21 protein-coding genes are annotated in these 21,556 nt (G+C 65.2%); 7 read left to right on the forward strand and 14 right to left on the reverse strand.

Features of this window, described 5'->3' with window-relative positions; all coding sequences use genetic code 11:
- The first annotated feature begins 36 nt into the window (after positions 1-36).
- The gene (locus tag ACK5JE_RS01625) at positions 37-1,512 is read left to right on the forward strand and encodes an inorganic phosphate transporter (RefSeq protein ID WP_416799970.1); all 1,476 of its coding nucleotides are present in this window, start codon (positions 37-39) and stop codon (positions 1,510-1,512) included.
- Positions 1,513-1,552: 40 nt separating this feature from the next.
- On the opposite strand, the gene ACK5JE_RS01630 is transcribed toward ACK5JE_RS01625, so the two are convergent.
- From ACK5JE_RS01630 to alr, 9 genes are all read right to left on the reverse strand, one after another.
- Complete coding sequence (locus ACK5JE_RS01630) at positions 1,553-2,365, reverse strand: ABC transporter permease subunit (RefSeq protein WP_416800014.1); 813 nt, start codon at positions 2,363-2,365, stop codon at positions 1,553-1,555.
- Positions 2,365-3,270, reverse strand: a complete 906-nt coding sequence (locus tag ACK5JE_RS01635) for an ABC transporter permease subunit (RefSeq protein ID WP_416799971.1) — start codon at positions 3,268-3,270, stop codon at positions 2,365-2,367. The genes ACK5JE_RS01630 and ACK5JE_RS01635 overlap by 1 nt, the downstream gene beginning before the upstream one ends.
- A gap of 48 nt (positions 3,271-3,318) precedes the next feature.
- Positions 3,319-4,425 carry an ABC transporter ATP-binding protein gene (locus tag ACK5JE_RS01640; RefSeq protein WP_416799972.1) on the reverse strand — a complete coding sequence of 369 codons (1,107 nt, stop codon included), beginning with the start codon at positions 4,423-4,425 and terminating at the stop codon, positions 3,319-3,321.
- Between the two features lie 20 nt (positions 4,426-4,445).
- Entirely contained in the window at positions 4,446-5,543 is a 1,098-nt protein-coding gene (locus ACK5JE_RS01645; RefSeq protein ID WP_416799973.1) for a polyamine ABC transporter substrate-binding protein, read from the reverse strand.
- A gap of 14 nt (positions 5,544-5,557) precedes the next feature.
- Positions 5,558-6,253 (reverse strand): 3-deoxy-D-manno-octulosonic acid kinase, encoded by a 696-nt coding sequence (locus ACK5JE_RS01650; protein WP_416799974.1) that lies wholly within the window; start codon positions 6,251-6,253, stop codon positions 5,558-5,560.
- A 127-nt stretch (positions 6,254-6,380) separates the two neighbouring features.
- A complete protein-coding gene (locus tag ACK5JE_RS01655) occupies positions 6,381-7,157 on the reverse strand; it encodes a sulfite exporter TauE/SafE family protein (protein ID WP_416799975.1) in 777 nt (258 codons plus the stop codon).
- A 10-nt stretch (positions 7,158-7,167) separates the two neighbouring features.
- Positions 7,168-8,526, reverse strand: coding sequence for a DNA repair protein RadA (gene radA / locus ACK5JE_RS01660; protein WP_416799976.1), 1,359 nt, complete (start codon positions 8,524-8,526; stop codon positions 7,168-7,170).
- A complete protein-coding gene (locus tag ACK5JE_RS01665; protein ID WP_416799977.1) occupies positions 8,526-9,242 on the reverse strand; it encodes an SDR family oxidoreductase in 717 nt (238 codons plus the stop codon). The genes radA and ACK5JE_RS01665 overlap by 1 nt, the downstream gene beginning before the upstream one ends.
- Before the next feature lie 20 nt (positions 9,243-9,262).
- Positions 9,263-10,378 carry an alanine racemase gene (gene alr, locus ACK5JE_RS01670; protein ID WP_416799978.1) on the reverse strand — a complete coding sequence of 372 codons (1,116 nt, stop codon included), beginning with the start codon at positions 10,376-10,378 and terminating at the stop codon, positions 9,263-9,265.
- A 175-nt stretch (positions 10,379-10,553) separates the two neighbouring features.
- Between alr and hpnC the strand changes: the two genes are divergently transcribed.
- Genes hpnC through hpnE form a run of 3 tightly spaced genes read left to right on the forward strand, consistent with a single transcriptional unit; the run spans position 10,554 to position 13,675 of the window.
- Complete coding sequence (gene hpnC / locus ACK5JE_RS01675) at positions 10,554-11,441, forward strand: squalene synthase HpnC (RefSeq protein WP_416799979.1); 888 nt, start codon at positions 10,554-10,556, stop codon at positions 11,439-11,441.
- Complete coding sequence (hpnD, locus tag ACK5JE_RS01680; RefSeq protein ID WP_416799980.1) at positions 11,431-12,294, forward strand: presqualene diphosphate synthase HpnD; 864 nt, start codon at positions 11,431-11,433, stop codon at positions 12,292-12,294. The genes hpnC and hpnD overlap by 11 nt, the downstream gene beginning before the upstream one ends.
- Positions 12,236-13,675 (forward strand): hydroxysqualene dehydroxylase HpnE, encoded by a 1,440-nt coding sequence (gene hpnE / locus ACK5JE_RS01685; RefSeq protein ID WP_416799981.1) that lies wholly within the window; start codon positions 12,236-12,238, stop codon positions 13,673-13,675. Before hpnD ends, hpnE begins: the two co-directional genes overlap by 59 nt.
- Before the next feature lie 28 nt (positions 13,676-13,703).
- On the opposite strand, the gene rocF is transcribed toward hpnE, so the two are convergent.
- A complete protein-coding gene (rocF, locus tag ACK5JE_RS01690) occupies positions 13,704-14,627 on the reverse strand; it encodes an arginase (protein ID WP_416799982.1) in 924 nt (307 codons plus the stop codon).
- Positions 14,628-14,718: 91 nt separating this feature from the next.
- Positions 14,719-15,804, reverse strand: coding sequence for an ornithine cyclodeaminase (locus tag ACK5JE_RS01695; RefSeq protein WP_416799983.1), 1,086 nt, complete (start codon positions 15,802-15,804; stop codon positions 14,719-14,721).
- 219 nt (positions 15,805-16,023) lie between these two features.
- Between ACK5JE_RS01695 and ACK5JE_RS01700 the strand changes: the two genes are divergently transcribed.
- Positions 16,024-16,449 (forward strand): Lrp/AsnC family transcriptional regulator, encoded by a 426-nt coding sequence (locus ACK5JE_RS01700; RefSeq protein ID WP_416799984.1) that lies wholly within the window; start codon positions 16,024-16,026, stop codon positions 16,447-16,449.
- A gap of 89 nt (positions 16,450-16,538) precedes the next feature.
- On the opposite strand, the gene thrC is transcribed toward ACK5JE_RS01700, so the two are convergent.
- Genes thrC through alaC form a run of 3 tightly spaced genes read right to left on the reverse strand, consistent with a single transcriptional unit; the run spans position 16,539 to position 20,427 of the window.
- Positions 16,539-17,942, reverse strand: coding sequence for a threonine synthase (gene thrC, locus ACK5JE_RS01705; protein WP_416799985.1), 1,404 nt, complete (start codon positions 17,940-17,942; stop codon positions 16,539-16,541).
- Positions 17,939-19,243, reverse strand: coding sequence for a homoserine dehydrogenase (locus ACK5JE_RS01710; RefSeq protein ID WP_416799986.1), 1,305 nt, complete (start codon positions 19,241-19,243; stop codon positions 17,939-17,941). Before ACK5JE_RS01710 ends, thrC begins: the two co-directional genes overlap by 4 nt.
- Positions 19,240-20,427, reverse strand: a complete 1,188-nt coding sequence (gene alaC / locus ACK5JE_RS01715; protein ID WP_416799987.1) for an alanine transaminase — start codon at positions 20,425-20,427, stop codon at positions 19,240-19,242. The genes ACK5JE_RS01710 and alaC overlap by 4 nt, the downstream gene beginning before the upstream one ends.
- Before the next feature lie 201 nt (positions 20,428-20,628).
- Between alaC and ACK5JE_RS01720 the strand changes: the two genes are divergently transcribed.
- Positions 20,629-21,081 carry an Mth938-like domain-containing protein gene (locus ACK5JE_RS01720; RefSeq protein WP_416799988.1) on the forward strand — a complete coding sequence of 151 codons (453 nt, stop codon included), beginning with the start codon at positions 20,629-20,631 and terminating at the stop codon, positions 21,079-21,081.
- Positions 21,078-21,548: a peroxiredoxin gene (locus ACK5JE_RS01725; RefSeq protein WP_416799989.1), complete on the forward strand. Its 471-nt coding sequence runs from the start codon at positions 21,078-21,080 to the stop codon at positions 21,546-21,548. Before ACK5JE_RS01720 ends, ACK5JE_RS01725 begins: the two co-directional genes overlap by 4 nt.
- Positions 21,549-21,556 lie beyond the last annotated feature (8 nt).

A 21,556-nucleotide genomic window follows, 5' to 3' on the forward strand; every position in this document is an offset into this window, starting at 1 on the left:
TGCAATAATTCAGCGTCTCCCGAACACTCCAATATCATGTTCGATCTATTTTCCGGTCTGACCCTGACGGTCGGACTCAGCCTGGTGCTGGCGCTGGCTCTCGTCCTGGTCTTTGAATTCATCAACGGCTTTCACGACACGGCCAATGCCGTCGCCACGGTCATCTATACCAAGTCCATGCCACCGCACCTGGCGGTGCTTCTTTCAGGCATCTGCAACTTCCTGGGGGTGGTGCTCGGCGGCGTGGGAGTGGCCTACGCCATCGTTCACCTGCTGCCGGTGGACCTGCTGCTCAACCTGGAAAGCGGGCGCGGTCTGGCCATGGTGTTCTCTATGCTGATCGCCGCCATCGCCTGGAACCTCGGCACCTGGTATTTCGGCATTCCCGCCTCCAGCTCGCATGCGCTGATCGGCGCCATCCTGGGGGTCGGTCTGGCCAACGCCCTGCTGACCGATCTGCCCGTCAGCGTCGGCGTCAACTGGGGCAAGGCCCTCGACATCGGCCTGGCGCTGATCATCTCGCCCATCGCCGGTTTCATCGGCGCAGGATTGCTGCTGCTGGGCTTCAAGAAGCTGTTCACCGGCTCGAAGATGCACAAGACGCCCGAACAGCGCCGCGCCATCGACAACAAAAAACACCCCCCTTTCTGGAACCGGCTGATCCTGGTCCTGTCAGCCATGAGCGTCAGCTTCGTCCATGGTTCCAATGATGGCCAGAAAGGGATCGGCCTGATCATGCTGGTGCTCATCGGCATCGTCCCCGCCAAATTCGTGCTCGACCCGGCCAGCACGCCCTACCAGATCCAGCGCACCTACGACGCCGCCGCTCACCTGAGCGACTTCTATCAGCGCAACGCCGCCGCGCTGGGAGATTATCTGTCGCTCGAAGGCCCGCCTCGTGCCCTCCCGCCCCAGGAATTCCACTGCGATCCGCAGCACACGCTGAACACCATCCAGGCGGTTCGCGGCCATCTGTCCGGCCTGAATTCCTATGACGATCTGCCGCCCGAAACACGCGGACGTGTGCGCCGCTACCTGCTCTGCCTGGACGACACTGCCCGCAAAGTGGCCAGTCTGGGGGAACTGCCCGCCGGTCAGCAGGCCGACCTGCGGCGCCTGCGGGCCGATCTGAGCACGACGACAGAATACGCGCCGCTCTGGGTGATCGTCGCTGTCGCGATGGCGCTGGGCGTGGGCACCATGGTGGGCTGGCGCCGCGTGGTGCTGACTGTAGGCGAGAAAATCGGCCGACAGGGCATGACCTATGCTCAGGGCATGGCTGCCCAGATCACCGCCGTCGGAGCCATCGGCGTGGCCAATGTGTTCAGTCTGCCGGTCTCGACGACGCAGGTGCTGTCGTCCGGCGTGGCCGGCACCATGGTGGCCAACCGCAGCGGCCTGCAGAACAACACGATACGCACCATCGTGCTTGCCTGGCTGCTGACATTCCCCGCCTGCATGCTGCTGTCGGCCGGGTTGTTCAGCCTGTCGCTATGGCTGCTGGGCGCCTGAGCGAGGCCCTCCGGTCTCACGGCGCGCCCTTCGCCGCCGCCTACCCCGCCGCCTGCCGTTTCCCCGCCTGAATCTGCAGGCGGTTGACCGCCACCACGACCACGCCCACGGCCACCATGAACAGAGTGGCCAGCGCGTTGATTTCCGGTTTCAGTCCCAGGCGCACACGGGAAAAGACCTCCAGCGGCAGGGTCGTATAACCGGGGCCAGACAGGAAAGAAGCCACCACCACATCATCGAGCGACAGCGTGAACGACAGCAGCCACGCGGCCAGCAAGGCCGGCGTGATCAGCGGCAAAGTGATCTGGAAAAACACCTGCAGCGGCGGGGCGCCCAGATCCAGGGCCGCCTCCTCCAGCGAGCGGTCCAGATCCCGGACGCGCGACTGGATGATCACGGCAACGTAGGCGGTACACAGCGTCACATGTCCCACCCAGATGGTGAACAGGCCATTGCCGTCGGGCCAGCCGAACAGCTTGGACATTTCCACGAACATCAGCAGCAACGAGATGCCCAGCACCACCTCGGGCATCACCAGCGGCGCGCTGAGCATGCCGATGTACAGGCCAAAGCCCCGGAACCGCCCCATGCGCGCCAGCACGTAGCCGGCCCAGGTGCCGATGGCCACGGCGGCAGTGGCCGTCAGTGTCGCGATGAGCAGCGACAGCTTTGCCGCAGACAGCAGCGCCTGGTCCTGAAACAGTTCCGCGTACCAGCGCAGCGAAAAGCCCGACCACGAATTCATCAGCGAGGAATCGTTGAAGGAAAACACCATCAGGCAGGCGATGGGCATGTATAGAAAGCCGTAGCCGGTCACCAGCGCCAGAAACCGGAATCCATTGCCGCCGCGCATCATGGCCGCCCCCCGAGCTGACGCGCCTGGTTGTACTGGAAGATGGACAGGGGCACCAGTAACAGCAGAACCATCACGCAAGTCACGGCCGCGGCCATGGGCCAGTCCGCGTTGTTGAAGAATTCGTTCCACATCACGCGGCCCATCATCAGCGTGTTCGCACCTCCCAGCATCTCGGGAATGACGTATTCGCCCACCGAAGGAATGAACACCAGCATGGCGCCCGCCACAACACCGGGCATCGACAGCGGCAGGGTGATCCTCAGAAAGGCGCGCCAGGGCCGCGCGCCCAGGTCATACGCGGCCTCCAGCAGACGGTAGTCCAGCTTGACCAGATTGGCGTACAACGGCAGGATGAAGAACGGCAGGTAGGCATAGACCAGGCCGATATAGACGGCCAGATCGGTGCGGTAGATCTCGAGCGGCGCATCGATCAGCCCGAGACTCATCAACACGGTATTGAGCAACCCGTCCGCACGCAAGATGCCGACCCAGGCGTAGACACGCAACAGCAGCGAGGTCCAGAACGGCAGGATCACGCCCAGCAACAGCAGATTGCGGATTTCCGGCCGTGAACGGGCGATGTAATAGGCCATGGGGTAGCCGATCAGCGCGCAGCAAAGGGTCGTGATCAGGGCCATCTTCACCGAGTTCAGATACACGGCCGCATACAGGCTGTCGGTGAACAACAGCACATAGCCGCGCAGGTGCAGGGTCAGCGACAGCGCCTGATCCTGCAGGGTAGCGATCGGCGTATAGGGCGGAATGCCGAACTGCAGGTCGGAAAAACTGATCTTCAGCACCAGCAGGAACGGGACCAGCAGGAACAGGGCCAGCCAGATGAAAGGCACGCCGATGGCGAACTGTCGGGCGCTGGGTCGATGATCGGGAAGCTTCAAATGCATCGGCGGCTCCGGATGCGAAGAATCGATGAAGGCGATGGCTGGCGACCGTCAGGACGCCAGCACCGTCCCGGCGTCATGAGACCAGGTCACGTAGACTTCCTCGTCCACACCGGGCGCGTCGGACTGGCTCCAGTCGAGGCTGGGCACGCTGGCCTCGATGGACTGTCCGGCATCCAGGCGGATCTGGTAGCGGGCGTAGCTGCCCATCCAGGCGACGTGCGAGACCATGCCGTGCCCCCAGTTGGATTCGATTTCGGGCGCCTGACGGCCGACGCGGATCTGCTCGGGCCGGATGGAGATGTGGACCTCCATGCCCAGCGGCTCGCTGATCCCGTGACTGACATACAGCGGGCGCGACAGCGCATCGGTCTCGATCAGCACGTGATCGGGCTCGTCCACCACGATGGTGCCGGTGAACAGATTGGTGGAACCGATGAAACCGGCGACAAACCGGGAACTGGGGAAGGTGTAGACATCATGCGGCGTGCCGCACTGGATGATCTGGCCTTCGGTCATGACCGCCAGACGGCTGGCCATGGTCATGGCCTCTTCCTGGTCATGCGTGACCATGATGCAGGTGACGCCGACCTGCCCCAGAATTTTCACCAGCTCGATCTGGGTGGCCTGACGGATCTGCTTGTCCAGCGCCGACATGGGCTCATCGAGCAACAACAGCTTGGGCCGTTTGACCAGGCTGCGCGCCAGGGCCACACGCTGCTGCTGACCACCGGACAGTTGATGGGGCCTGCGGCGCGCGTAACCCGCCATCTGCACCAGGTCCAGCGCCTCGAACACGCGCTCATGAATCTCATGGCGCGGCACGCCTTCCTGCTTCAGGCCGAAGGCCACATTGGCCTCGACCGTCATGTGCGGGAACAGCGCATAGGACTGGAACATCATGTTGACCGGCCGCCGGTGCGGCGGCAGGGCCGTGATGTCCTCATCGTCCAGGATGATGCGCCCGGACGTGGGCTCCTCGAACCCCGCCAACATGCGCAGCAAGGTCGACTTGCCGCATCCCGAACTGCCCAGCAGGGCGAAAATCTCGTGCCGCCGGACCGACAGGGACACGGATTTGACCGCCACCGTGTCGCCAAAGATCTTGACGACGTCCTCCATGCGCACGAAGTCGTCGGCCTCTCCCTGACGAGGCATGCCGCGCTCCTGCCCCATCGTCAGCGGCCGGTCTTGAGCTGCGCCCACATTTTCGTCTGCAAGCGCAAAATGTTCAGCGGCTGCGGCTTGATGACGAACAGCGTGCGGGAGACCTCGGGCAAAGGATAGATCATGGGGTTGTTCGCGACTTCGTCAACCACGTACTTGCGCGCCTCTTTGTTGGCGTTGGGGTAATACATGGTGTTGGTGATGGCCGCATGGACCTGGGGCGTTTCGATGTAGTTGATGAAGGTGTGCGCCTCATCCACGTGCTCGGCGCTCTTGGGGATGGCCATGGTGTCGAACCACACCGGCGCGCCGCCATCGGGAATGTAATAGTCGATGCTGTAGGATTTCTTGGCCTCGCGCGCCCGCGATGAGGCGATCATCACATCGCCCGAAAAGCCATAGACCATGCACAGGCCGCCCGAGGCCAGCTCATCGATATAGCCCGAGGAGCTGAACTGGCGCACATAGGGCCGGATGGTCTTGAGCAGGGCCAGCGCGGCCTCGTAGTCCTTGGGATCGCTGCTGTTTGGATCCTTGCCCAGATAGTGCAACACGGCCGGAAAGACCTGGGCGGCCTCATCCAGAATGGAAATGCCGCAGGATTGCAGCTTGGCCGCGTTCTCGGGTTTGAACAGCATGTCCCAGGAATTCAGGGGCGCATCCTCGCCCATGGCCTCGCGCACCCTGGTGACGTTGTAGCCCAGACCGTTGGTGCCATAGCCCCAGGGAATCAGGTACTGATTGCCGGGATCGACCGAGGCGACCAGCGCCATCAGGTCCGGATCCAGATATTTCCAGTTGGGGATCTTGGAGCGGTCCAGTTTCTGGAACAGGCCGCCCTGGATCTGGCGCGCGGCATAGTGGGTAGACGGCACGACCACGTCGTAGCCGGACTTGCCCGTCAGCAGCTTGGCCTGCAGCGTGTCATTGGTATCGTAGACGTCGTAGCGGATCTTGATGCCGGTGGTTTTCTCAAAACCGGACAACGTATCAGGGGCCGTGTATTCAGCCCAGTTATAGACATTGACGACGCGATCCTGTGCGTTTGCCGAGGCCGCGGCAATCAGCGCGGCGGCGGCCAACAAGGTGTGTACTGTGCCGATTTTCATGACATGGATCCCTATCATGGAGGTAAACAACGGGATAATGCATCCCACCACTGCGCTCCCCGCGCGCCGGCTACCTTAACCAAAGACCGGCGCAGACGCAACCGGTTTTTTCTTGCGTCCGCCGGGGAGACCGGCCCCAGGCGCGCCCGGTCGAAATCGATCAGCCAGACATGGTCGTCTGCATCGAACAGAATGTTGTAGGCGTTCAGGTCCGCGTGCCAGACGCCGGCCGCGTGTATCGCCATGATGGCCTGTGCGACGGCGGCGGGCTCGGCCCGGTCCAGGCGGCCCGCCAGCGCCTGGGCGCCATCGATCCGTGAAATCAGGATGGCATTGCGGTAAAAAAAGGCGTCCTGACGCCAATAGGCCACCCCCAGCGGGTCGGGTACTCGCAGTCCGGCCTGGCGCAGATGCGCCAGCACCCGGACTTCCGCATAAGCGCGCACCCGGGACTCGCCCAGCCACAGATAGGATTCTCGCCCCAGCCGGGCGCGCAGGCCGCCACGCCGGTAATGACGCAACACGGCGGGGCCATGGCGGCCGTCGACGAACCAGGCAGCCTGCCGGCCGCCCTCGCCCACCGGGACGGCATCGGGCCGCCGCGCGTCGAACCAGTCCTCACGCGCCAGATCATCAAGAGGCGCAGGCACGCAGAAGGCGCCGCCAGGAAAACGGTGCGAGGACCATCCCGGCGGAATGCAATTGATCATTCATGTCTCCTCGGATTCGATCGGCATGGAACAGCACCACATGAAGCATCTCTCCACCTCGTGCCTTGCAAGGCACTCGGATTCGATCGGCATGGAACAGTCCGCAGGGACTGTTCCATGTCCGATCTCATCCCCGTATCAGCAACAGGCCCATGATCACCAGCAGCATGCAGGCGAAGATGAGTTTCAGACGCGCCTCGGGCAATGCATAGGCCAGGCGGACCCCATAGGGCACACACAGCAGGCTGCCGGCAGCCAGGGGAATGCCTACCAGTCCGTGCGCCTGACCGTGCAAGGCATAGGTGATCAGCGCCACGCAGGTTCCCGGTACGACCATGGCCAGCGCCACTGCCTGCGCCGAGGTCTGGCGCAGATGAAAGAACGAGGTCAGGAAAGGCACCGCCAGAACGGCACCGCCCACCCCGAAGATCCCGCCGGCAAAACCGGCACAGACACCGACGCCGACATACCAGAGCTTGGGTACCTGGCCGACCTCGCGGTAGAACGTGGTTGGCCGGGGTTTGGCCCGGCGCCCCAGACTCTCGCGAAAATAGAACAATGCGATCAGGAACACGAACCCGGCATAAATGCGGCGCAACAACCAGGGATCCAGGCCCAGCGCGACCTGGGCGCCGATCCAGGTGAACAGGATCGAGCTGCAGGCGCCGGCCGCGGCCGCGCGCCAGTCGATAGACGCGTGCTGATGGTATTTGCGCAACGTGAGCAGAATGGCCGGCAGCACCATGATCAGCGCCGTCCCCTGCGCAGCCTGCTGCTCGTAGCCCAGAATCAAACCCAGCAGGGGAATCGCGAACAGTCCGCCACCGATGCCCAGCACGCCGCCGGAGAATCCGATCAGGCCGCCCACCGCGAGACAGGCGGGAATCAACCAGAGACTGTCCATCACGGAGACCTCAGGACAGGACGCCAAGCACGTCTTCGACGCGGTCGACGGCGTGAATGCGCAAGCCTTCGATGGGCTGGCGCGGCACATTGGCGCGCGGCACCACCGCCTGCACGAAGCCCAGCTTGGCGGCTTCGCGCAGACGTTCCTGACCGCGCGGCGCCGGGCGGATCTCGCCGGCCAGGCCAATTTCGCCAAAAGCCAGCAAGCCAGCCGGCAAGGGCCGATCGCGCATGGAGGACAGGATCGCCAGGGCCACCGCCAGATCGGCGGCCGGCTCCATGATGCGCACGCCCCCCACGGCATTGACGAAGACGTCCTGGTCATAGGTGGCGATCCCGGCATGCCGGTGCAGCACGGCCAGCAGCATCGCCAGGCGGCTGCTTTCCAGCCCCACGGACAGGCGGCGCGGATTGGGCACATGTGCCGTGTCAACCAGCGCCTGGATTTCCACCAGCAAGGGACGGGTGCCTTCCTGAGTCGCCATGACGCAAGCGCCCGCGACCTCGCGCGCGTGTCCCGCCAGGAACAGCGCGGACGGATTGCTCACCCCACGCAGCCCCCGGTCGGTCATGGCGAATACACCCAGTTCATTGACTGCGCCAAAGCGGTTCTTGATGGCCCGCACCAGGCGGAACGAAGAATGCGTGTCCCCCTCGAAATACAACACGGTATCGACGATATGCTCAAGCACCCGCGGACCGGCCAGTGCACCGTCCTTGGTGACATGGCCGATCAGGATCAGGGTGACGCCGGTCTGCTTGGCGATGCGTGTCAGCCGGGCCGCGCACTCGCGCACCTGCGATACTGAGCCGGGCGCCGCAGTCAATTCACCGGAATACAACGTCTGGATCGAATCGATGACCGCCACGCCGGGCTGGCGCTCGACCAGCGCCTGGGTGATCTGTTCCAGGCGGATTTCGGCCAGCAAGTCCACGCTGTCGCCGGACACGCCCAGGCGTTGGGCGCGCAGGGCAACCTGCTCGGCGGATTCCTCCCCCGTGACATAGAGGACGGGACCACGTTCTGACAGGCTGGTCAGCGCTTGCAGCAACAGGGTCGACTTGCCGATGCCCGGATCACCCCCGATCAGCACCACCGCGCCGGCCACCAGACCGCCCCCCAGAACCCGGTCGAATTCCTCGATCCCGGTCGGATTGCGGACCTGCTCGCGGGCCTCGATGTCCGCCAGACGACGCACCGGGGTGGACGCGGCCAGCGGAGCAAAACGATGGCCGGAGGCGGCCGCCGGAGACTCGCGTGTTTCCTGGAGCGTGTTCCAGGCGCCGCAATGCGGGCAGCGGCCTTCCCATTTGACGGAAGTACCGCCGCAGTCTGAACAGAGGAACAGTGTCCGGGCCCTGGCCATCAGCGGCCCGCCAGGCTGCCGCCCCCGTCCACGCCGATTTCCTGGCCGGTAATGAAGGCCGCCCCGTCGCCCAGCAGAAACACCACGGCGGCGGCAATCTCATCGGCCTGAGCCAGACGGCCCATGGGAACCGAGGCCAGCACCGCTTTCTCGGCGTCGCTGCCGACGGGGCATTGTGAGCGAAACAGGCCGGTCTCGACCGGACCGGGCGAAACCGCGTTGACCGTGACGCCGTAGGGCGCCAATTCCAGAGCCCAGGTGCGCGTGCATCCCAGCAGCGCGCTCTTGGCCGCCGAAAAACTGGTGTGTCCTGCCAGGCCATGAGCCACACGGCCGCACAGGTTGACGATCCGTCCGGATTTGCGGGCCTTCATACCCGGCGCGAACGCTTGCACCGTCTGGACGGCCACGCGCACGCTCAGATCGAACGTCTGATAGAGCGAGGCCAGGTCGACCTCGCCCAGAGGCTCGGAAATGGTCGGACCGACACAATTCACCACCGCATCGACTGGATATTTTTCGCGGATCACGCGCAGCAGTTCCTCGGTTTCTCCGGCATAGGCCAGATCGCAGGCATACAGGTAGCCGGGAAAATCGATATCGGCCACGTTCCGGGCCAGACCGACGACATGGCAGCCCTGGTCGGCAAGCCGCTGGCTGACGGCCCAGCCAATGCCCTTGGTCGCACCGGTGACGAGCACACAACTGTTCTTCATGGACAATTCCCCTGACCAGTTCACAGGACGCGACGCGGAACCCGGGGGGTCACGGCGGTCAGCAATTCATAGCCGATGGTACCGCAGGCGGCAGCAACCTCATCCACTGAAGGCCCACCCTGCCCCCACAACACGACCGGCGCGCCCACGGCGGCGTCGGCCACTGGCGCCAGATCCACGGCCAGCATGTCCATGGACACCCGGCCGACCAGGCGGGTGCGCACCCCGCCCACCGTGACCGGCGTCCCGGTGGGTGCGTGGCGCGGATAGCCGTCGGCGTAGCCGCACGCCACGATGCCGACCTGCATGTCCCTGGGAGCGCAGAAGGTGTGGCCATACCCCACCGACTCGCCTGCAGGCACCCGGTGGGCGCCGATCAGGCGGGCCGACAGGGTCATGGCCGGGCGCAGGCCGAACGTATCGGCCGGCCGGTCGGCAAAAGGCGAGGCGCCATACAGGCAGATCCCGGGCCGCACCCATTGCGGATCGCCGGCGATCCCCGCCGCCAGACCGGGGGTCAAGGTGGCCGCGGAATTGCACAGGCTGACCGGACCGGACAGGCCGCCAATCGTCCTCAGGAAACAATCGATCTGGGCCTGAGTGACGGAAGGATCGTCGTCGGCGCGGGCAAAGTGCGTCATGGCGCCGACCCGTCCCAACACCCCTCGAGTCTGCAAGGCCAGCGCGCGGTCATGCGCCGCGCGAAACTCATGCGGCGCAAAGCCCAGCCGATGCATGCCGGTATTCAACTTGACGAAAGCGTCGATCGGACGGGCGGCGGGGCTGGACTCGAGCATGGCCAGTTGCTCGGCGCAATGCAGCACGGTCCCGATCCGATGATGCGCCAGCGTCTCGAGATCGTCCGGCTCGAAAAACCCCTCAAGAAGCAGCAGCGGACCGGCCCAGCCCAGTTCGCGGCAACGCACGGCCTCTTCCAGGTCCAGCATCGCCAGGCCATCGGCCTGACCGAACCCCGCCAAGGCGGCTTCGATGCCATGGCCATAGCCGCGCGCCTTGATGACCGCCCAGATGAAAGGCATGGCGCGGAGCGCATCCTGGCGCAGACGGTCGGCCACTGTCCTGAGGTTGTGGCTCAAGGCCTGGGTGTCGATCGTCGCCAGGATCGGACGCGGCATGAAATCTCCCGAAAGGCAGAAAAACAAAGCGGCAGCCGCGGAACCGGCCGGCGCGCATGAGCACTCGAACAGCAGCCTGCCGGGCCATGGTCGCCTCAGGATGGACAAACAGGGCCGGACAGGCTGGCAGACGGTCACGCTCTGAATCAGAAGCTTCTAAGTATACTGCCTCATCATGGCTGTCGATCACTATGAAAATTTTCCCGTCGCGTCCCTGCTGCTGCCCTCCCGGCTGCGTCCGGCGGTCCGCGATCTGTATGCTTTTGCGCGTGGCGCGGACGACATCGCCGACGAAGGCGACGCCTCTGCTGCGGCGCGCCTGGAACGGCTGGAGGCCTGGCGCGCCGCCGTCCGCGACCTCGGGGCCGGGCGGCCGGCCCAGGTCTCGCTGACCGATACCGACCGGGCGATCTTCGCCCGGCTGGGCGATACGCTCGTGCGCCATCAGATGCCCATCCAGCCTCTGCTGGATCTGCTGTCGGCCTTCATCCAGGATCTGAGCGTCACCCGCTACGCCGACGAACCCGCCTTGCTGGACTACTGTCGCCGCTCGGCAAATCCGGTCGGCCGCCTGATGCTGCATCTGTTCGGCCAGACCCGTCCAGTGGATCTGGCCCAATCCGACGCCATCTGCACCGGGTTGCAGCGCGTGAATTTCTGTCAGGACGTGTCCCTGGACCAGGCCAAGGGCCGTTGCTATATCCCCCTGGACTGTCTGGCACGTCATGGCCTGGAGCCGGACGACATGAAGGCCCTGTGTGCCGATCCGCCCACACCGCCTTCCGACGCCTGGCGGGCCGTGGTACGCGAACAGGCCGGCCAGGCCCGCCGCGCCCTGCTGACCGGCAGCCCGCTCGCCTGGCGCCTGCCCGGACGCGCCGGCCTGGAACTGCGCCTGGTGGTGCATGGCGGCCTGCGGATCCTGGAAAAGCTGGCGGCGGAGGGTAACGACCCTTGGACCAACCGGCCCATCCTGGGCCGCGCCGACGCCTTCCTGCTATGCTGGCGCGCATTCTGTACGCCGTGCCCCGACGCCGCATCGCCCAACCATCATGACACCTGACGAATACTGCCAGCAGAAAGCCGCGCGCAGCGGATCGAGCTTCTACTACGCCTTTCTGTTCCTGCCCCCGGAGCGGCGCCGCGCCATCACGGCGCTGTACGCCTTCTGCCGCGAGGTGGACGATATCGTGGACGAGGTCAGCGAGGCCTCCGTCGCCAGGATGAAGCTGGCGTGGTGGCGAGGCCAGATCGATCTGATGTTCAACGGGATCCCCGATCATCCGGTCGCGATCGCCCTGGCGGGGCATGTCCGCACCTTCGGGCTGCACCCGGCGCCTTTCTATGCCGTGATAGAAGGCATGGAAATGGATCTGGACCAGTTCCGCTACGCCGATTGGCCCGCCCTGAAGGAATACTGCTGGCGCGCGGCCAGTGTCGTGGGCGAACTGTCCGCCCGCATTTTCGGCTACACCGACCCTCGCACACTGGAATATGCTGAAACACTGGGTCTGGCCTTTCAGATGACGAACATCATCCGCGATGTGGGCGACGATGCCCGACGTGGGCGCATCTACCTGCCGGCCGACGACATGGCGCGTCACGGCGTGACGGTCGACGACATCCTCGACGGACACCACAGCGAAAATTTCCTGGCACTGATGCGGCAACAGACCGAGCGCGCACGCCAACTGTACCGGGACGCCATGCGCGCTCTGCCGGAGGCCGACCGCCGCGCGCAACGGCCCGGCCTGCTGATGGCCGCCATCTATGCGGCCTTGCTCGACGAGATCGAGCGCGATGGCTGGCGCGTCCTGGATCAGCGCATCGCGCTGACCCCGATCCGCAAATTCTGGCTTGCCTGGAAAACCTGGGTCGGGGGCGGTCGCAGGCTGGTCCGCCGCCTGGCGCAATGATCCCCCCGGACGGCGCCACGAGCACCCGCGCGCGCAGGCATGCGGCGCCACGCAGATTCAGGGCGACGCCATGAACGGCATCGCCATCATTGGCGCCGGCTGGGCGGGACTGGCGGCCGCCACACGACTGCATCGGGCGGGACGCGCGGTCCGGGTCTATGAGGCCGCTGCCGCGCCAGGAGGCCGGGCGCGGCCGATCGATCATCCCGGATTGGGACTGACCATCGACAACGGCCAGCACATTCTGCTGGGCGCCTACACCAGCACACTGTCGCTCATGCGGGACCTGGCCGTGGAGCCCGCTCAAGGCCTGTTGGCCCGCAGCCTTACCCTGCGATCCGCCGACACCCGCCTGAGCCTGAAACTCTGGCCCTTGCCCCCGCCCCTGCACGCGCTGGGCGTATTCCTTGGCAGCCGGGGACTGGGCGGCTGGCAAGGTCGCCGCCATTTGATGCGCGTCTTTTCCGCACTGACGCCGGAACGCATCGATCCTGCGGCCACCGTCTCGGACTGGCTGGCCGGTCTGGGCTGTCCGGCCAGCCTGATGATACGTTTGTGGCAGCCGCTGTGCCTGGCGGCCATGAATACACCAGCGCGCACGGCACAGGCCCGCCTGTTTGCCCGGGTCCTGGCCGACAGTCTGGGGGCCGGCCCCGCCGCCAGCCGCCTCCTGATCCCGCGCGACAGCCTGCACACGCTCTGGCCGGAGCGGATCTGCGCACTGCTGGGCGATGATATGAGGCGCCAGCGGATACGCGCCATTGCGCCCGCCTCCTCGGGCGGCTGGCTCGTGGACGGCATACCGCATGAAGGCCTCATCCTGGCTGTCCCGGCCGCCGAGGCCCGGCGCCTGCTGGGCGCATTGCCGGGCGCAGATGATTTTCTGCAGGGCTGGGCGGACCCGACGCATTCCGCCATCGGCACGTTGACCCTGCGGCTGGCCCGGCCCTGGGGGACACGCCATCCCATGATGCTGCTGGACGACGACCCGACGCACGACGCCTGGGGGCAATGGCTGTTCGACCGCAGCGCCAGCGCCGACCAGGAGACTGGCCGCCACCTGGTTCATGTCGTGATCGGCGAGGCGGACCGCTATGCGGGCCGGAATCCCGCGCGCATCGTGCGCGGGATCATCGATCAGATCCGCGCCCAGGCGGCTGACGGATCGCACCCGCCCCTGCCAGAGATCGAGGCACATGCCCTGGTGACAGAAAAAAGAGCGACCTTCGACGCGGTTCCCGCCCTGCGACGCCCCGGTGCGATCACTCCCTGGCCGGGCCTGCTGCTGGCCGGCGACTGGACCGACACCGGCTATCCGGCCGTGCTCGAAGGCGCGGTGCGCAGCGGGCTGCGGGCGGCCGACGGCATCCTGACCGCCTGACCCGCACCACAGCGACGCCTCGGACCGGTCATCCCCGGGGGCGACGGACCAGCGTGCTCTTGCCGAACAGGCTTTCGACCAGTTCGACGGCAACCTTGGCCGTCCCGTTGCGCACGTCCAGGGCCGGGTTCAGCTCGACGATATCGACCGAACCCACCTGCCCCGTATCGGCCAGCATCTCCATGCACAGCTGGGCCTCGCGCCAGGTCGGCCCGCCCCGGACAGTCGTCCCGACGCCCGGCGCATAGCCCGGATCCAGAAAATCCACATCGAAGCTCACATGAACATGGGCATCCGCAGGCAGTCCGTCCAGCGCAGCCTCCATCACCGCGCGCATGCCGCGTTCATCGATCGTGCGCATGTCATATACATCCAGTCGCTGCTCATGGACGAACTCCCGCTCGCCCGCATCGACACTGCGGATACCGATCATGCAGAATTCATCAGGCCGCAGGGCCGGCCCCGGTTCACTCAGATCCACCAGCGCAGGAGGACCAAATCCGCACAGACAGGCCACCGGCATGCCATGCAGGTTGCCGCTGGGCGTCAGCCGAGCGGTATTGAAATCGGTATGCGCATCGAGCCAGAACACGCGCAGCGGTTTGCCCACGCGCCGGCAATGCCGCGCCACCGCGCCCACCGACCCGACGCCCAGACAATGGTCGCCACCCAGCATCATCGGCAGGCGGCCCGCCTGCAACTGAGCCGTCACGGCCTCGAAGACCTGAGCATTCCAGGCCACGACCTGCGCCAGATGACGGTAGCCCTGGTCCGGCGGCTGCCAGGGGTTGCCCGGACCGGCCAGATCCCCCGTGTCCAGAACCTGACAGCCCTGACGCACCAGGGCGGCTGCCAGCCCGGCCACCCGCAAGGCCTGCGGTCCCATCGATGCGCCGCGCGTGCCTGCGCCGATATCGGTGGGCGCTCCCACCAGGGCGATTTCGACCCCCATGATCAGATCCTTTGCCTGTCGGCGTCCGTGAATGAAAAAGGCGTCCGCACGGACTCGCCACGAACGGCAAGGCTTGCGCGTTCGGGCGCGATCAAGAGACCAGCGCGGTCAGGTCCCGGACCTGACCCTGCATCCAGCCATACAAGTCGCGCGGATCCGCCTGCCCCGGCGTCACGTCCACCCAGGTCCCCACCTGATGTGCCCGCGCCTGGGCTTGAAGAAAGCGTAGCGCGGAATAGTCCTCCAGCGCGAATCCGACCGAATCGAACAGCGTCACTTGATCCGCCCGCGCGCGCCCCGGCGCATCACTCGCCAGGACGCGCCACAACTCGGTCACGGGAAAATCCGCCGGCATCTGCTGGATCTCGCCCTCTTTGCGGGTCTGGGGCGGAAACTCGACGAAGACATCGGCCCGGAGCAAAATCGCCGGGTCCAGCTCGGTCTTGCCGGGGCAGTCACCCCCCACGGCATTCAGGTGCATGCCGGGCTCGACCAGATCAGCGTCCAGAGCCCGCGCCCGGCCCTGGAAGGCGGTCACGGTCGTGACGATGTCCGCGCCCCGCACGGCCTGAGCCGCCGAGTCGCAGATCCGCACGGACAACGCAGGCCCGTCGATCTCAGCCGAGGCCAGATTGCGCGCCAGCCGCTCGGAGGCGCTGCGATCCACATCGTAGAGGCGCAGATCGCGTATGCCCAGCAGTCCGGCAAAGGCCAGTGCCTGAAAGTCGCTTTGCGCTCCGTTGCCGATCAACGCCATCGACTGGCTGCCACGCCGCGCCAGCGCCTGGGCGGCCAGGGCCGACATCGCCGCCGTGCGCAACGCCGTGGTCAGGGTCAATTCGCCCAGCAGGCGGATCATACCGGTATCGCAATCCAGCAGCGCTCCCATGGCCATCACCGTGGGCAGACCGTGGCGTCCATTGCCAGGATGACCATTGACGCACTTGAAACTGTAATGCGTCCCATCGGTGATCGGCATGAGCTCGATCGTGCCCTGTTCGGAATACGCCGCGATGCGGGCTTCCTTGTCGAATTCAGGCCAGCGCAGATAATCGGCCCGCAGGGTATCGACCAGTCCTCGCAGGCAGGCGGGCAGGCCCAGCAGGCCGATCAGCCGGGCCACATCATGGGTATCCAGGAACAGCGTGCGGGGATACGCCGGAGCATGGGTTTGCATGGTGGGTCTCCTTGGGATGTGATGAGCTGCATTCAGTGTGGCCCAAGGCATCGGCAATGTATATCGTCAATTTTGCTGTCATTTCGTCAATAAACTGGCAAGATGACATAGATAATTGAACAGAATGAATCATTCAATTCATCGTTGCCCTGATTCTCATGCAACCAGGCCCGGGCGCATGACCTTGCGCCGCCAGGCCGCAAAACGGAGGACATGCGCATGGATTCCACCGACCTGGCCCTCATTGGCCTGTTGCGCAAGAACGCCCGCGCCAGTGTGGCCACGCTGGCGCGACGCCTGGGCGTGGCGCGCGGCACCATCACCCAGCGCATGCGCCGGCTGGAGGACGCCGGCCTGATCGTGGGCTACACGGTGCGCCTGCGTCCGGACGCGGAACCACAGACCATCCGGGCCTGGATGGGGATTGCTGTCGAAGGCAACGAGGCCCGCACAGTGATCGCCAGCCTGCTGGGAGAACCAGGCGTGGCCACCCTGCACGACACCAACGGCCGCTGGGACCTGCTGGCCGAGCTCCGGGCAGCCGACCTGCAGGAACTGTCCCAGGTGCTGGAGCGCATCCGCCTGATCCGGGGCATCAGCCAGTCGGAGACCAGCATCCACCTGCAGACCTACAGGATCGCCTGAGCCGTCCTGACATCTTCAGGATGGCGCAAACACAGGCGCCCTTTGAATCTCGCGGCGGGCAGACCACCCAGCCCGCCGCCAGAAAGGCCTTAGCGCAGCGCGTGACGATGCACGTAATCCGCGATCTGGCGGACATCACAATCCATCAGCTCGACACGCTGGGGCCGCCGGTCGAGATCCTGCAATCCGGGCGGCACCTCCGGCGTCTCGCCGGTGGCTTCGAGGATGGTTTCCGCAAACTTGGCAGGCAGGGCCGTTTCCAGCACCAGCATGGGAACGCCGTCCTCAAGATGTTCCAGCGCGACCTTCACCCCGTCAGCCGTGTGCGGGTCGATCAGCACGCCGGCATCGCGGCGGATGTCGCCGATGGTGCGCAGGCGATCGGCATGTGTGCTGGCACCCGCCTGGAAGCCATAGCGTTCCGTGAACTCGGGGCGCAGGGCGGACAGGTCGAACTGACCGGTGGTGCGCAGTTCTTCCATGAGCGCCCGGACCCGGGCCGGATCGCGGTCGATCAGATCGAACACGAAACGCTCGAAATTCGAGGCGCGCGAGATGTCCATGGACGGACTGGACGTGGCATGTGTCTGGCTGGCCGCGCGCGGCCGGTAGATACCGGTGCGGAAGAATTCTTCGAGCACATTGTTTTCGTTGGTGGCCAGCACCAGACGGCGGATCGGCACCCCCATCCGGCGCGCGATGTGTCCCGCCAGGATATTGCCAAAATTCCCCGAGGGCACCGTAAAGGACACCTGCTGACCGGGCCCGCGCGCGGCACGCAGCCAGCCCCAGACGTAGTACACCACCTGGGCGGCAATGCGCGCCCAGTTGATGGAATTGACGGCGCCGAGATGATGGGCGCTCTTGAATTCCAGATCGCCGGCCAGAGTCTTGACAATGTCCTGGCATTCGTCGAATACCCCGCGCACCGCGATGTTGTGGATGTTGTCATCCTGCAATGAATACATCTGGGCGCGCTGAAAGGCGCTCATGCGGCCATGGGGCGACAGCATGAACACCGACACGCCGCGCTTGCCGCACAGTGCGTATTCGGCGGCAGAGCCGGTATCGCCCGAGGTGGCGCCCAGAATATTGAGCGTCTGACCGCGCTGCGCCAGAACATATTCGAACACCTGCCCCAGGAACTGCATGGCCATGTCCTTGAAGGCCAGCGTCGGCCCTTCGGACAGTCCCAGCAGCGACAAGCCCGGGCGCAGCGGCTTGACCGGCGCGATACACGGAAAGACATCGGGCGCATAGGCGGCGCGCGTCATGCGGGACAAGGCGGCGGCATCGATGTCGTCGATGAACAGACCCAGCACGCGGGCAGCCAGATCGGCATAATCCAGTTCGCGCCAGGATTCCAGCGTATCCGCGCCCAGCGCAGGCAGGGTTTCAGGCAGGGTCAGACCGCCATCGGGCGCCAGACCTTCGAGCAGGATGTCGCAAAAGGGCTGGGGGGCCATGCCGCCCCGGGTGGACAGATACTTCAATTGATGTTCTCCACACGCAGGCGGGTCACGTCCGAGCGCACGAACGGCAGGTCCTGGATGGCGCGCAAGGCTTGTTCCACATTCCCCTCGCGCGCTTCGTGGGTCAGGAAGATGATGTCGGCCTGATGTTCGCCATGCGGCTGCTGGAACATCGACCCCACGGAAATGGCGGCATCCGACAGCATGCGCGCCAGGTCGGCCAGGACGCCGGGCCGGTCATCGACCCGCAGGCGCAGATAGAAACTGGTGCGGACGTCCGCCATGGGCAGCACGGGAATGTCGGCCATGGCGTCCGGCTGGAAGGCCAGATGCGGTACCCGGTGCTCCGGGTCGGCTGTCTGCAGGCGGGTGACATCCACCAGATCGGCCACCACGGCCGAGGCCGTGGGCAGCGCGCCTGCGCCCTGGCCATAATACAGCGAAGGCCCGACCGCATCGCCGCGCACCAGCACGGCGTTCATGGCGCCCTCGACGTTGGCCAGCAGGCAATGGTCGGGCACCAGCGCGGGATGGACCCGCAACTCGATCCCTTCCGGACGTCGGCGGGTGATGCCCAGCAGCTTGATGCGATAGCCCAGGCGTTCGGCATGGACGATGTCCTCGGAGGCCAGGCGGGAAATCCCCTCGATGTGAACCTTGTCGAACTGCACCGGGATGCCGAAGGCCAGGGAGGCCATCAGCGTGAGTTTGTGGGCCGCGTCCACACCCTCGATGTCAAAGGTCGGATCGGCCTCGGCATAGCCCAGGCGCTGCGCCTCGGCGAGCACGGTGTCGAACGGCAGGCCACGCTGGCGCATTTCCGACAGGATGAAGTTGGTCGTGCCATTGATGATGCCGGCCAGCCATTGGATGCGGTTGGCCGTGAGGCCTTCGCGAATCGCCTTGATGATGGGAATGCCGCCGGCCACCGCCGCCTCGAAGGCGACCATCACGCCGTGCGCCTGGGCGGCGGCGAAGATCTCGTTGCCATGCACGGCCAGCAGGGCCTTGTTGGCCGTGACCACGTGCTTGCCCTGGGCAATGGCCTCGAGGATGCAGTCGCGGGCCACCGTCTCACCACCCATCAGCTCGACGATGATGTCAATGTCGGGATCACGGGCCAGGGCCATGCCGTCGGTGATCACCGTCACATCGGCGCCCACCAGCGCCCGCGCCTTGGCTACATCACGCACGGCCACGGCGGCGACCTCGATATTCCGCCCGGCGCGCCGAGCGATTTCACCGCCATTCTGGGCCAGAACCGCCCAGACCCCGCCGCCGACGACGCCCAGACCCAGCAAACCTATGCGTATTGGTTTCATTTCAGCAGTCCGTCCTTGCGGAACATGTCCTTGATGCCGCGCACCGCCTGCCGGGTGCGTTGTTCATTCTCGATCAGGGCAAAACGCACATAGTCATCGCCATAGTCGCCAAAGCCGATGCCGGGCGACACGGCGACCTTGGCATCGGCCAGCAGCCGCTTGGAAAACTCGAGCGACTTCTGGGCGAGATAGGGCTCGGGAATACGCGCCCAGATATACATGGAGGCCTTGGGCACATCCACCATCCAGCCGGCCTCATGCAGGCCGCGCGCCAGCACATCGCGCCGGCTGCGGTATTGTTCGACAACCTCGGACACACAGTCCTGAGGGCCTTCGAGGGCTGCGATGGCGGCCACCTGAAGCGGCGTGAAGGTGCCGTAATCGTGATAGCTCTTGATGCGCGCCAGGGCGTTGACCAGTTCGCGGTTGCCCACCATGAAGCCGATGCGCCAGCCGGCCATGTTGTAGCTCTTGCTCATGGTGAAGAATTCCACCGCCACGTCGCGCGCGCCGGGCACCTGCATGATGGACGGCGCCACATAGCCGTCGAAGGTGATGTCGGCATAGGCCAGATCGTGCACCACCAGGATGCCGTGCTCGCGCGCCAGGGCCACGATGCGCTCAAAGAAGGACAGCTCCACGCACTGTGCCGTGGGATTGCTGGGGAAGCCCAGGATCATCATCTTGGGCTTGGGGATGGACTCGCGCACCGCGCGCTCGATCTCCTCGAAGAAATCCAGGCCCGGAGTCATCGGTACCGAGCGGATGTTGGCGCCGGCGATCACCGCGCCGTAGATATGGATCGGATAGCTGGGATTGGGCACCAGCACCGTATCGCCCCGATCCAGCGTGGCCAGCATCAGGTGCGCCAGGCCTTCCTTGGAGCCGATGGAGACGATGGCCTCGGAATCCGGATCGATGTCCACCCCATAGCGGCGCTCGTACCAGGCCGAGATCGCCCGGCGCAAGCGGGGAATGCCCTTGGAGACCGAATAGCCATGGGTATCCGGGCGGCGGGCGACCTCCACCAGTTTATCGACGATATGCTGCGGCGTGGGGCCGTCCGGATTGCCCATCGACATGTCGATGATGTCCTCGCCGCGCCGGCGGGCGGCCATCTTGAGTTCCCCTGTGATGTTGAATACATAGGGGGGCAGGCGCTCGATGCGCGGAAAACTCGTCATGAGGGTCCTCGGCTGGTAGGCAGGAGTCGTGCGGATGGATGCGGTGCAGCAAATCCGATAATCTATCGCATGCGTCCGCGACTCGCAAATGCATGCCCCGGAAAAGGGGCCGCCTGTGGACACCCGGCTGCGCCTCTGCTCCCAGGCGCAAAGCGCCATGGCACGATTGCGCTATCATCACGGGAACACCGGAGCCTGCCTGTGCTATTGCAAAAAGATCTGAATCCTGCACTCAACACCGTCACCGCCTATGGCGAGGGCTTCCTGGAAATCAATCAGGTCCGCTACGACAGCACCATCTGCTTCAGTCCCGAAGGCCCCGTGCGCCATCTCGAACTGCGCGCGGCCGCCGACATCGACGCCGCCCTTCTTCAGGGCCTGATCGGCCTGGAACCGGCTGCCCGCGACCCCCTGGCCTTTCTCGATGACGAGGTCAGCGTCCCGGAACGCCCCGCCGATGCACCGGAAGTCCTGCTCATCGGCACTGGCCGACGTCAGATCTTCCTGCGGCCAGAAGTGCTGCGTCCCTTGCTGACGCTGGGTATCGGCGTCGAAATCATGACCACCCAGGCCGCCGCCCGGACCTATAACATCCTCATGTCCGAGGAACGGCACGTCCTGGCCCTGTTGCTACCCGGAGATGCCTCATCATGACCTCTGTTGCTGTCGGCCATCCGCTGCCGCTGATCACTGCCGAGACCACCCACGGCCCCTTTGACTCGGCCACGCACGCGGGCAAGCCCTTCGTTCTGTATTTCTACCCCAAGGACAACACGCCGGGCTGTACCACGGAGGCCCAGGATTTCCGCGATCTTTACGCGCAGTTCCAGGCCCTGGACTGCGCGGTGTTCGGCATTTCCCGCGATACATTGAAATCCCATCAGAATTTCACGGCAAAGCAATCCTTGCCCTTCCCCCTGATTTCCGACCCCGACGAGATCCTGTGCGCGCTCTTTGGCGTCATGAAACAAAAAAACATGTACGGCAAACAAGTGCGCGGCATCGAGCGCAGCACCTTCCTGATCGACCGTCAGGGCATCCTGGTTCAGGAATGGCGCGGCGTCCGCGTTCCTGGCCATGCCGACGAAGTCCTGCAGGCCGTTCGAAACCTGGCCGCTTGACGCGACCT

The organism is Castellaniella sp. (assembly GCF_047971665.1).
In the GTDB taxonomy this organism is placed as follows: Bacteria; Pseudomonadota; Gammaproteobacteria; order Burkholderiales; family Burkholderiaceae_B; genus Castellaniella.

Coding starts and splice junctions, on each gene's coding strand:
- ACK5JE_RS01625 (WP_416799970.1), top strand. CDS start 37: ATGTTCGATCTATTTTCCGGTCTGACCCTGACGGTCGGACTCAGCCTG.
- ACK5JE_RS01630 (WP_416800014.1), bottom strand. CDS start 2,365: ATGCGCGGCGGCAATGGATTCCGGTTTCTGGCGCTGGTGACCGGCTAC.
- ACK5JE_RS01635 (WP_416799971.1), bottom strand. CDS start 3,270: ATGCATTTGAAGCTTCCCGATCATCGACCCAGCGCCCGACAGTTCGCC.
- ACK5JE_RS01640 (WP_416799972.1), bottom strand. CDS start 4,425: ATGCCTCGTCAGGGAGAGGCCGACGACTTCGTGCGCATGGAGGACGTC.
- ACK5JE_RS01645 (WP_416799973.1), bottom strand. CDS start 5,543: ATGAAAATCGGCACAGTACACACCTTGTTGGCCGCCGCCGCGCTGATT.
- ACK5JE_RS01650 (WP_416799974.1), bottom strand. CDS start 6,253: ATGATCAATTGCATTCCGCCGGGATGGTCCTCGCACCGTTTTCCTGGC.
- ACK5JE_RS01655 (WP_416799975.1), bottom strand. CDS start 7,157: ATGGACAGTCTCTGGTTGATTCCCGCCTGTCTCGCGGTGGGCGGCCTG.
- radA (WP_416799976.1), bottom strand. CDS start 8,526: ATGGCCAGGGCCCGGACACTGTTCCTCTGTTCAGACTGCGGCGGTACT.
- ACK5JE_RS01665 (WP_416799977.1), bottom strand. CDS start 9,242: ATGAAGAACAGTTGTGTGCTCGTCACCGGTGCGACCAAGGGCATTGGC.
- alr (WP_416799978.1), bottom strand. CDS start 10,378: ATGCCGCGTCCGATCCTGGCGACGATCGACACCCAGGCCTTGAGCCAC.
- hpnC (WP_416799979.1), top strand. CDS start 10,554: ATGGCTGTCGATCACTATGAAAATTTTCCCGTCGCGTCCCTGCTGCTG.
- hpnD (WP_416799980.1), top strand. CDS start 11,431: ATGACACCTGACGAATACTGCCAGCAGAAAGCCGCGCGCAGCGGATCG.
- rocF (WP_416799982.1), bottom strand. CDS start 14,627: ATGGGGGTCGAAATCGCCCTGGTGGGAGCGCCCACCGATATCGGCGCA.
- ACK5JE_RS01695 (WP_416799983.1), bottom strand. CDS start 15,804: ATGCAAACCCATGCTCCGGCGTATCCCCGCACGCTGTTCCTGGATACC.
- ACK5JE_RS01700 (WP_416799984.1), top strand. CDS start 16,024: ATGGATTCCACCGACCTGGCCCTCATTGGCCTGTTGCGCAAGAACGCC.
- ACK5JE_RS01710 (WP_416799986.1), bottom strand. CDS start 19,243: ATGAAACCAATACGCATAGGTTTGCTGGGTCTGGGCGTCGTCGGCGGC.
- alaC (WP_416799987.1), bottom strand. CDS start 20,427: ATGACGAGTTTTCCGCGCATCGAGCGCCTGCCCCCCTATGTATTCAAC.
- ACK5JE_RS01725 (WP_416799989.1), top strand. CDS start 21,078: ATGACCTCTGTTGCTGTCGGCCATCCGCTGCCGCTGATCACTGCCGAG.